Below are 7,868 nucleotides of genomic sequence, written 5' to 3'. Positions count from 1 at the left end.
CCGCACCAAGGAAGCGCTGGAACGCGACATCAAGCATGTATTTGATAACTTTGGCGAAAAATACCAACTCGACTTTTGAAAAAACTTATTGTGCCCAACTTATGCGCGACCCACACGACACCCAGAAAGCCTACTTGGCCGAACTGGTGGAAAAGCTCAACAACACCTTTGGCAAGGGCATCAGCGAGACCGACAAGGTAGCATTGGCGGTGCATGTCTCCGAGAAACTGCGCCACGACAAAGTGGTGATGGCCCAGGTCGAGAACAACACCAAGGAACAGGCCATGAAAGCCAACTTGCCCGTGGCCGCGGTGCAAATCATCGTCAGTGCGATGCAAAGCCACCAGAGCATGGCGCAAAAGCTGCTGAGCGACGAGTCCACGCGGGGATTGTTCTTGGATGTGGTGTACGACTTGCTCAAGCGGGATGGTGGCGCTGAGTTGTTGAAGGCAGCGCGGTGATAGGTCGAAGCTTTCTCTTACACCAAACTGTTAACCATAGAAAGCACAACGCCACCTTTCAGGTGGCGTTGGACTCTAATGCTGCTGAGGTCATCACCGGCTTAGGTACCTGTAAGGTGCGGGAGTGGGCTCCTCAGTGCCTACAATGTAAGTATAGCATCCTACGTAAAAATTAACTTTAGCGTAAGTTAGGCGGTTCCAAAAAAATTTCGAGATTAAATTCTGGAAAGCAACTACAATCTAACGTTTTTAACTAAAATAAAGCCATATTTTGATGGAAAAACCTAATCAACTCGTTGTGGTTGACACCAATTGTCTTGTTCGTGTTTATTTTTCACCACTAAGGCCTATTTTTGGCCGAGTAGTAGATGGATATGAACTTAAGACCTTGGCCGTATTAGCAGAAGAGATTAAAACGCTAGCTGAGCGCAATGATTTTGCGTGGCTAAGTGATAAGGTGATTTTGAGTGAAGCAGATGCCGCAACCCTGAAACTTTCTAAGCTAGAGAGAGATACAATCAATGAAGATGCCAGAGCCATCCGAAAACATGGCAATGCAGAACTCTATCAAGAGTATCTTACCAAAAACCTTGAAACGCAAAGAAGTTTATCAGTCCGAGCGTAAAACCTCGGCATTCATGCCGGGGATATAAGCGAGAAACTAACGCTAAAAGATTGGCAATTAACAAACTACACGGTACGTGCTATACTTCAATCTAATTTCAAACAAATATGGCCATAGAAACTCAAACCAAAACCCTAAAGCTGCGCTTGAAAGATAAGCACGCTGGGTTTTTGCGCGAGCACGCTAGGGCCGTCAATTTTGTTTGGAATTTTTGCAATGAACTCTCCGTCAAGCATTTTGAGCGCAAGCGTGAGTTCATGTCGGCCTACGACATGCAGCCCTACACCAAAGGCGCCAGCGCTGAATTGGGCTTGCATTCTCAAACCGTACAAGCGGTACAGGAAGAATACTGCACTCGGCGCAAACAGTTCAAGAAAGTCAAATTGCGCTGGCGCACCTCTCGTGGCAGCCGACGCTCACTGGGCTGGATTCCGTTCAAAGCCTCAGCCCTCACGTACAAAAACGGTCAAGTTTGGTACGCAGGCAAGCCACTCTCACTTTGGGACTCTTACGGGCTGTCGAAGTACAAGTTGGGTACAGGCTCTTTCAGCGAAGATGCGAGAGGTCGTTGGTACTTGAACGTCACCGTGGCAGTGGGGTGCAAGCCTGAAGTTCGGGTGCCACTGTCCCGTGCAGCTCTGGGCATCGATTTGGGGCTCAAAGAGTTTCTCACAGACTCTGAAGGCGGCTCAGTTGCAGCACAGAAGTTCTATCGGGACATGCAAGAGCAGCTCGCCACCGCACAACGAGCCAACAAAAAGCAGCGTGTGCGCGCTATTCACGCCAAGATTGCCAACCGACGCAAAGACTTCCTACACAAACTCTCCACGAAACAAGTCAACGAGCATTGCGCTATTTTCGTCGGTGATGTCAATGCAGCCGCATTGGCCAAAACCACCATGGCCAAGTCGGTACTCGACGCCTCTTGGTCAGCTTACAGAACCATGCTGCAGTACAAAAGCCATTGGGCTGGTACATGGTTCAAAGAAGTCGATGAACGTTACTCTACGCAAGAATGTCACGTGTGTCACCAGCGAAGCGGGCCAAAAGGCCGTGCAGAGCTGGATGTTCGCTCATGGACTTGCGAGCATTGTGGCACTAAGCATTTACGAGACCACAATGCGGCCATCAATATTCGCGACCGCGGATTGGCGTGGCTGGAGCAACAATTTGCAGATACCAAGGTGCTGCGAGGTGAGCCTCAAAGTATTTTGAATAAGGCTTTTGAACCATTCGGAGCAAAAGTCGCGGCCGGACGTGGCCGTCTCGCAGGAGGAATCCCGGCCCTTTAGGGCGGGGAGGACGTCAACCAAGCGGACGTATCGAGGGACAACCACCTGGCGTTGGTGCTCCAAAGTCGATTGCTGCCCTGCTACGGTAATAGCCGCATATCGTCATACGATAGCCATCAATCAACCGAAGCGCATACTCTTGATTGTGACAAATCGTGGGCATCCTGATTGTTCTCCGGTTGGTTCCTGCCATTCTTAGGCAGGCCCAACCCAAATAATGTTATTAGTTGAGCTTGGAGGATTAGTTGTTGTATCGTTCGAACAATTAGCCATACACGGAATATTCACTGAATCATACGAAGCAGAACCACCTGTAGTGGTAATTGTGGTTGAACCTGATTGAGAATTTCCACCTGTGGCCGAACTATTTTGTCCACCCGAAAACAATAAACCAGAAACAGTTGTAGACCCACTGGTACTTAAATATTGTCCAGCCAGAACCGAGCCATAAATATTATTTGAAGCGCCCAATGCTATATTTCCACCCGAAAATACGCCAGAATTATAACTCCCAGCAAGTATTGCAATGTTACCAATTGCTGCTCCGTTAAGTGTCGGAGGAGAACCTGAACATAACTGAGTTGCGTAGTTAGCTGAAGAAATTCCATGACTTGAAACTCCCGTGGAAAGACCATGTGTGGTGTCGGCAGCTCCTTGACATGTATATCCAGAAGAAACGTAATTGGGGGCATACATCTTTGTAGACCCACTTGTAGTTACATTACCTGAAGCTAACACCGCATTGACCCATGTACCATTACCTACGGTGACATTACCATTAAACCACAGTACAGAGGGTAACATCGTAGTACCGTTTATAGCCCAACCTGAACTGTTGCTATAACTAAAGCATGAATTTCTGTCCGAATAACCTTGACATACCTTCATTAAGGTGCTTGATGAACAGTTTGTTCCACTTACAGATGCACATAAATAATTGCTTAAACCTGAAGAATTTTTAGCAATAAAATAATTTCCATTAGAAATTCCACTAATATTCTGCACTTCAACTATAGGATTATTATTCGAGTCAACTCCATTAAATAAAAAATTGGCACTTGCCTTTAATGCATTTGCATCAACTGTAGGTGTGTTTGGATTATATATTGGTATGGCATTGACTGTAACAGGAGTTATTGATACAGTATGGCCAGAATTAATATTTACATTTATAGAGAGTGGTAAGGGTGTACTTTGAACACTACGAACCGTACCAGAGTTAACTTTATTTCCATTGCTGTTCCAGCTGAGCTTACCCTGGCTATTTAATATTCCTCCAATGCCTTGTCCGTAGTAACCTGTTAAAAATGCAGAGCCTTTTGTTGAAACGTTCTGTGCAGTAGATAAACTAACATCTCCAATTGAATTAATATTTGTCATAGCAGAAAATGCCGATGTGCTGTAAGTTACAGTTCCATTGGCATTAAGTAAGGTTGCAGTTCCACTTGATTTCCAGTTAATGTTTCCCTGAGTATTTATAATAGATGCTGTGGCTGACCCACCAGACACAGAAACATTGCCTGTTGAATTAATTGTATCGGCACTAGCTGAACCACCGGACAATGTAACAGTAGAATTGCTGTTAATAGTGCCAATTGTCGAAGCTGCTCCGCCTGAAAGGGTCACACTTCCTATTGCTGATATAGAACTAGCTGATGCGGCCCCATTTAATACAACATTGCCATTTGCACAAATTGCATTAACAGAAATTGCAGAGTTAACGGTAACATCCCCGGTTGCGCAAACTTCATTCAACCCAGAAACGGAACCACTCAAGGTTAAGCTACCTCCGACGACAGAGAGGTTGGTAGGTACAGAGCCTGTGTAAGTCACATTTCCTTGAAGAGTGGTGTTACCTCTCAAAGTCATACCGTTTACAAAACCACTAATGGACGAACTAGACCCGCCACCGGTACCTACTTGTGCGGCAATTGGTAGTGAATATACAACTTTAAGCACGGAGTTAGCTCCAGCACTAGAGCCTGTCACCTGAAATACTGCATACGTATTAGATTCATCAGGCCCCACATAGAGCGCAGAAACACCCGGAACATTACTTAATGTAACAATTGAATTCGGGGTTAAAGATTCCAATGTTGTTGTAGTTGGTAATGTAGCCACAGCCGCAGCAAGCACATTAACACCATTCCAAGCAGTTAACTCAGCTTGTGTTGCAATGTGCTCAGTATAGAAAGATTTTTGAGCAGAGGAAACAGCATTAAGAACACGCGCTGTAACTGCCATTAAGGCAAATGCTGCCATTATTATAAAAAGCAGCGTTGCAGCACCGCGCTGCTCAGTATATTTCAAAGATATTTGATTCTGCCGCATAAATTTTTAATTAATTAGGTATATTGGATAAGCATATATCGACCGGCGGACTATCAGGCGGACTACCATTATAGTTTAATGTTACCAACAAACCGGATTGGGGGCTCAAACCAGCATTATAAGGCCAGCATGTGGTTCTTTGTGCCGTAAAATTCGCATCATTAAATGTGTTAGGTATATTTAATGGAGTTTGACTAGATAACGGCCAAATTAATGAAGACCACGCTGCTGCATTAATGCAAGATATGGGTCCAATTAGGGTAAGGCCACCGTTACTCCAGACTAGCGCTGAACAAGACAATGCACCATTGATTTTCGTATCCCAGATTAACGCATTTCCTGAAGCTGATGCGGTTGATAAAGTAACGGGGGTACCGGTGAGGGTTGTACCTGCTAAAATAGCAGAACTCAATAAGACTACATCTGTGTTAGCAACCCCTCCTGGCGGAGTTGCCGCTGCCCCTACACCCCAGCCAGCTTGTTGTAAATTCCGTGCAACCAATATTGCATTAGTCGAACTTTGACTAGATGTGGATGCCTTGGTGATTACAGAGCTTGCATTTGCCAACAGACTTTTATACGAAAACAGTAAACCTATTATTGCTACCATAGAAACAATAATTCCCACCATCAAACTAATGAGAGAAAATCCATTTTGAATGTGGTGGCGTTTCATTTGCAGTCTTTTTTAGTTATCCCCAATAACGATGGTTCCACCGACATCAGGTACACTTACACTCACTGAAATAGATTGTGCCTGCGTCGTAGGAACTGTAACTGGAGTAGTCCCTGATAAACCAGGAAATGAAGCCGTTACATTGGTGTACGGTGTACATGAAACTACTGCAGTATATACTTTTGAATTTACAATCAAGGATACATTGGTGCCGCAAGCAGATACTCCTTGTGCAATAAGCATTCCTCTCACAGCATCAACAATCTGTCCTTTCAAATTATTGACATACTGAGCATTAGAACCACGGCCAACAGCATAGATTGTTCCCATCACAACAATTCCAGCAATCAACATTCCTACCACAGCCTCTAACAATACATCACCAATTTGCGAGTGTTTAATAGAGGATTTTGTTAGTGACATTAGCAAGTCCCGCTGTAATAGAGTAATTAACCGATGTAACGCAATTCCCTGCATTGGTCGTACTAACTAGAGCTCCCATATTAGTCAGTGCTAAACAGCTAGGGGTGGTTCCACCCAGGGTAATTGTAACACCAGAAGGCAAGGCACTTTGCCATATCAGAACACCTCTATTACACGATTCCCCACTAAATACCTTCAACTCAGAAGAGTTGAAGCATAAAATAGCCGCAGCCTCAATGCTAGATTTGGCTGCAGAATTTGCCAGGGCTGTATTTTTTGTCATAGAATAGGCGCGCTGTAGTACACCCTGGGCACGAGTTACATTTGCAGTTTGTATCCATGTTCCTCCCAAAGAACTCGTAAGTAGAGCCAATGCCACCATTAAACTTAAGGAGACTATTAATTCTAATAAAGTAAAGCCTTTTTCGAGGTTTCGAATATGAAGCATATTTAAATAATGAAATTACCAAGTAGAATTTCCATTTGGACAAGATGCCAATGTTCGTGTATTGGTACTGGTTAAAGTTACAACACACCCACTGACAATCGTTGAAGTACCGGTAGCTTGTACAGTGTAAGTTGGTGGTACGGCCGTATTATTGACTGCAGTTATTGCATAGCTAAAATCTGCTTTCTGGGCGGGTACCCAGCCAGGCAGTGAAGACTGAATATTAGTCACCCCGGACGCAGTAGCGGGATATGTTGTCGAATTTTGGAGATAATTTTCCATATTCATAGCCAAACCTACCAAATCATTTCCAGCAGCAGATATTTTTTGTGATGCTATATAGCGTTGATAGGAAGGCAATGCAATTGCCGTAATAATTCCAATTATGGCAACAACCACCATCACTTCTATTAAAGTGAAGCCTCGTTGCTTTAAATGATTATTTTTCATTTTTGATTTTTTTAAAGGATAAAAAGAGAAGCGATTTACAGATTCTTGAGTACGTGCTCATAGACCGCGAGCTGGGTTAAAGTTGTGCGTCGCACGGAACCGGTTGTTCAGCAGGCTATCCGAATCCCATCGAGTTCCTCCTGTGAATGCACGCTTAGGTACTGGCGCAGCAAACCATTGGTATTCTCGCAGATGCCGCGTTGCCAGTAAATCTCCGACTCATCTCAGAGTGCTTCTGCGGTGGTGGTAGGTATGAAGGTCGCAATCTGGCTGCTTAAGGTCGGTGCTTGAGGCCACAGTACTACGATATTACGAGCATACGGTATTATCGTAGTGAGATATAGTCTTAAAAATGACCGTTTTTGAGACAACAACCAGCCTCACCAAACAAAAGTAGCTCCACCGTCAAGCCCTCCTCGTCGCAAAATCCATCTCATATTCAAAGTATCAAGAGGCTATACTCCAACAAGTTTTGAGACAACAGGAGCTTGTCATGCTGGTTGGTTACGCCCGAGTCTCCACAGGAGACCAAAAACTGGAGCTACAGCTCGATGCCTTGCGCCAGGCTGGGGTCGAAAAAGTTTTCACTGACAAGGTCAGCTCAGCCAAAGTCCGACCTGGCCTTGACGAAGCCTTGGCCTACGTTAGAGAAGGTGACATCCTTGTAGTGTGGAAGTTGGACCGCTTGGGGCGCTCAGTCAAAGGCCTCATCGAACTGGTGGAGGGACTTCAAAAAAGAGGTGTTCAGTTCCGCTCACTTACAGACAGCATCGACACTTCCACTGCAGCTGGTCGATTTTTCTTTCACATGATGGCAGCCCTCGCCCAAATGGAACGCGAACTCGTCCGAGAAAGAACAAATGCTGGCCTAGCAGCAGCTCGCGCACGCGGTAGAAAAGGTGGACGAAAACCCAAGATGTCCGAGTCAAAGCTGGCCGCAGCCAAGCAGCTGGTGGACGCTGGCAATCCAGCAACCGAGGTCGCAACCCACCTTGGCGTGTCTAGGGCAACACTGTACCGGAGCTTGTCAAAGCTGAAAGATATTACGGTAATAAGTTAATATCATTCTATTTAATGCATTTCTCTGAGATATGTAGCGCGGCTCCTTGACTAGCTTGCTAGGCTGCGCTATACTGAAGACATCAGGAGATACGCTGCCTTG

The 7,868-nt window shown here is 45.2% G+C and carries 9 protein-coding genes; 4 read left to right on the top strand and 5 right to left on the bottom strand.

All coding sequences use genetic code 11. From position 1 onward, the window contains the following. Positions 1 to 101: 101 nt before the first annotated feature. The 3 genes from CON76_RS07530 (at position 102) to CON76_RS07525 (ending at position 2,378) form a co-directional block, all read left to right on the top strand. The gene (locus tag CON76_RS07530) at positions 102 to 461 is read left to right on the top strand and encodes a hypothetical protein (RefSeq protein WP_240592804.1); all 360 of its coding nucleotides are present in this window, start codon (positions 102 to 104) and stop codon (positions 459 to 461) included. A gap of 274 nt (positions 462 to 735) precedes the next feature. After that, a complete protein-coding gene (locus CON76_RS12865; protein WP_145995379.1) occupies positions 736 to 1,086 on the top strand; it encodes a hypothetical protein in 351 nt (116 codons plus the stop codon). A 107-nt stretch (positions 1,087 to 1,193) separates the two neighbouring features. Continuing rightward, entirely contained in the window at positions 1,194 to 2,378 is a 1,185-nt protein-coding gene (locus CON76_RS07525) for an RNA-guided endonuclease InsQ/TnpB family protein (RefSeq protein WP_205758203.1), read from the top strand. Between the two features lie 195 nt (positions 2,379 to 2,573). On the opposite strand, the gene CON76_RS12860 is transcribed toward CON76_RS07525, so the two are convergent. The 5 genes from CON76_RS12860 to CON76_RS07510 are packed head-to-tail and all read right to left on the bottom strand — an operon-like array spanning position 2,574 to position 6,706. Beyond that, entirely contained in the window at positions 2,574 to 4,688 is a 2,115-nt protein-coding gene (locus tag CON76_RS12860; RefSeq protein ID WP_145995378.1) for a hypothetical protein, read from the bottom strand. A gap of 31 nt (positions 4,689 to 4,719) precedes the next feature. Continuing rightward, positions 4,720 to 5,385, bottom strand: a complete 666-nt coding sequence (locus tag CON76_RS12855; protein ID WP_145995377.1) for a PilW family protein — start codon at positions 5,383 to 5,385, stop codon at positions 4,720 to 4,722. 12 nt (positions 5,386 to 5,397) lie between these two features. Continuing rightward, the gene (locus CON76_RS12850; protein WP_145995376.1) at positions 5,398 to 5,808 is read right to left on the bottom strand and encodes a hypothetical protein; all 411 of its coding nucleotides are present in this window, start codon (positions 5,806 to 5,808) and stop codon (positions 5,398 to 5,400) included. Further along, a complete protein-coding gene (locus tag CON76_RS13845; RefSeq protein ID WP_101102752.1) occupies positions 5,783 to 6,256 on the bottom strand; it encodes a pilus assembly FimT family protein in 474 nt (157 codons plus the stop codon). The genes CON76_RS12850 and CON76_RS13845 overlap by 26 nt, the downstream gene beginning before the upstream one ends. 15 nt (positions 6,257 to 6,271) lie before the next feature. Beyond that, a complete protein-coding gene (locus CON76_RS07510) occupies positions 6,272 to 6,706 on the bottom strand; it encodes a type IV pilin protein (protein ID WP_101102751.1) in 435 nt (144 codons plus the stop codon). Positions 6,707 to 7,199: 493 nt separating this feature from the next. On the opposite strand from CON76_RS07510, the gene CON76_RS07505 reads away from it, so the two are divergent. Beyond that, on the top strand, positions 7,200 to 7,766 hold the full coding sequence (locus CON76_RS07505; protein WP_101102750.1) for a recombinase family protein: 567 nt from the start codon (positions 7,200 to 7,202) through the stop codon (positions 7,764 to 7,766). Positions 7,767 to 7,868: the final 102 nt, after the last annotated feature.

It is taken from the genome of Macromonas bipunctata (assembly GCF_002837135.1).
In the GTDB taxonomy this organism is placed as follows: Bacteria; Pseudomonadota; Gammaproteobacteria; order Burkholderiales; family Burkholderiaceae_C; genus Macromonas_A; species Macromonas_A bipunctata.
This window is presented reverse-complemented; position numbering and strand designations above follow the sequence as displayed.

Excerpts from the sequence above, each read along its gene's own strand:
- CON76_RS07530 (WP_240592804.1), top strand. The coding sequence starts at position 102 with ATGCGCGACCCACACGACACCCAGAAAGCCTACTTGGCCGAACTGGTG.
- CON76_RS12865 (WP_145995379.1), top strand. The coding sequence starts at position 736 with ATGGAAAAACCTAATCAACTCGTTGTGGTTGACACCAATTGTCTTGTT.
- CON76_RS07525 (WP_205758203.1), top strand. The coding sequence starts at position 1,194 with ATGGCCATAGAAACTCAAACCAAAACCCTAAAGCTGCGCTTGAAAGAT.
- CON76_RS12855 (WP_145995377.1), bottom strand. The coding sequence starts at position 5,385 with ATGAAACGCCACCACATTCAAAATGGATTTTCTCTCATTAGTTTGATG.
- CON76_RS12850 (WP_145995376.1), bottom strand. The coding sequence starts at position 5,808 with ATGTCACTAACAAAATCCTCTATTAAACACTCGCAAATTGGTGATGTA.
- CON76_RS13845 (WP_101102752.1), bottom strand. The coding sequence starts at position 6,256 with ATGCTTCATATTCGAAACCTCGAAAAAGGCTTTACTTTATTAGAATTA.
- CON76_RS07510 (WP_101102751.1), bottom strand. The coding sequence starts at position 6,706 with ATGAAAAATAATCATTTAAAGCAACGAGGCTTCACTTTAATAGAAGTG.
- CON76_RS07505 (WP_101102750.1), top strand. The coding sequence starts at position 7,200 with ATGCTGGTTGGTTACGCCCGAGTCTCCACAGGAGACCAAAAACTGGAG.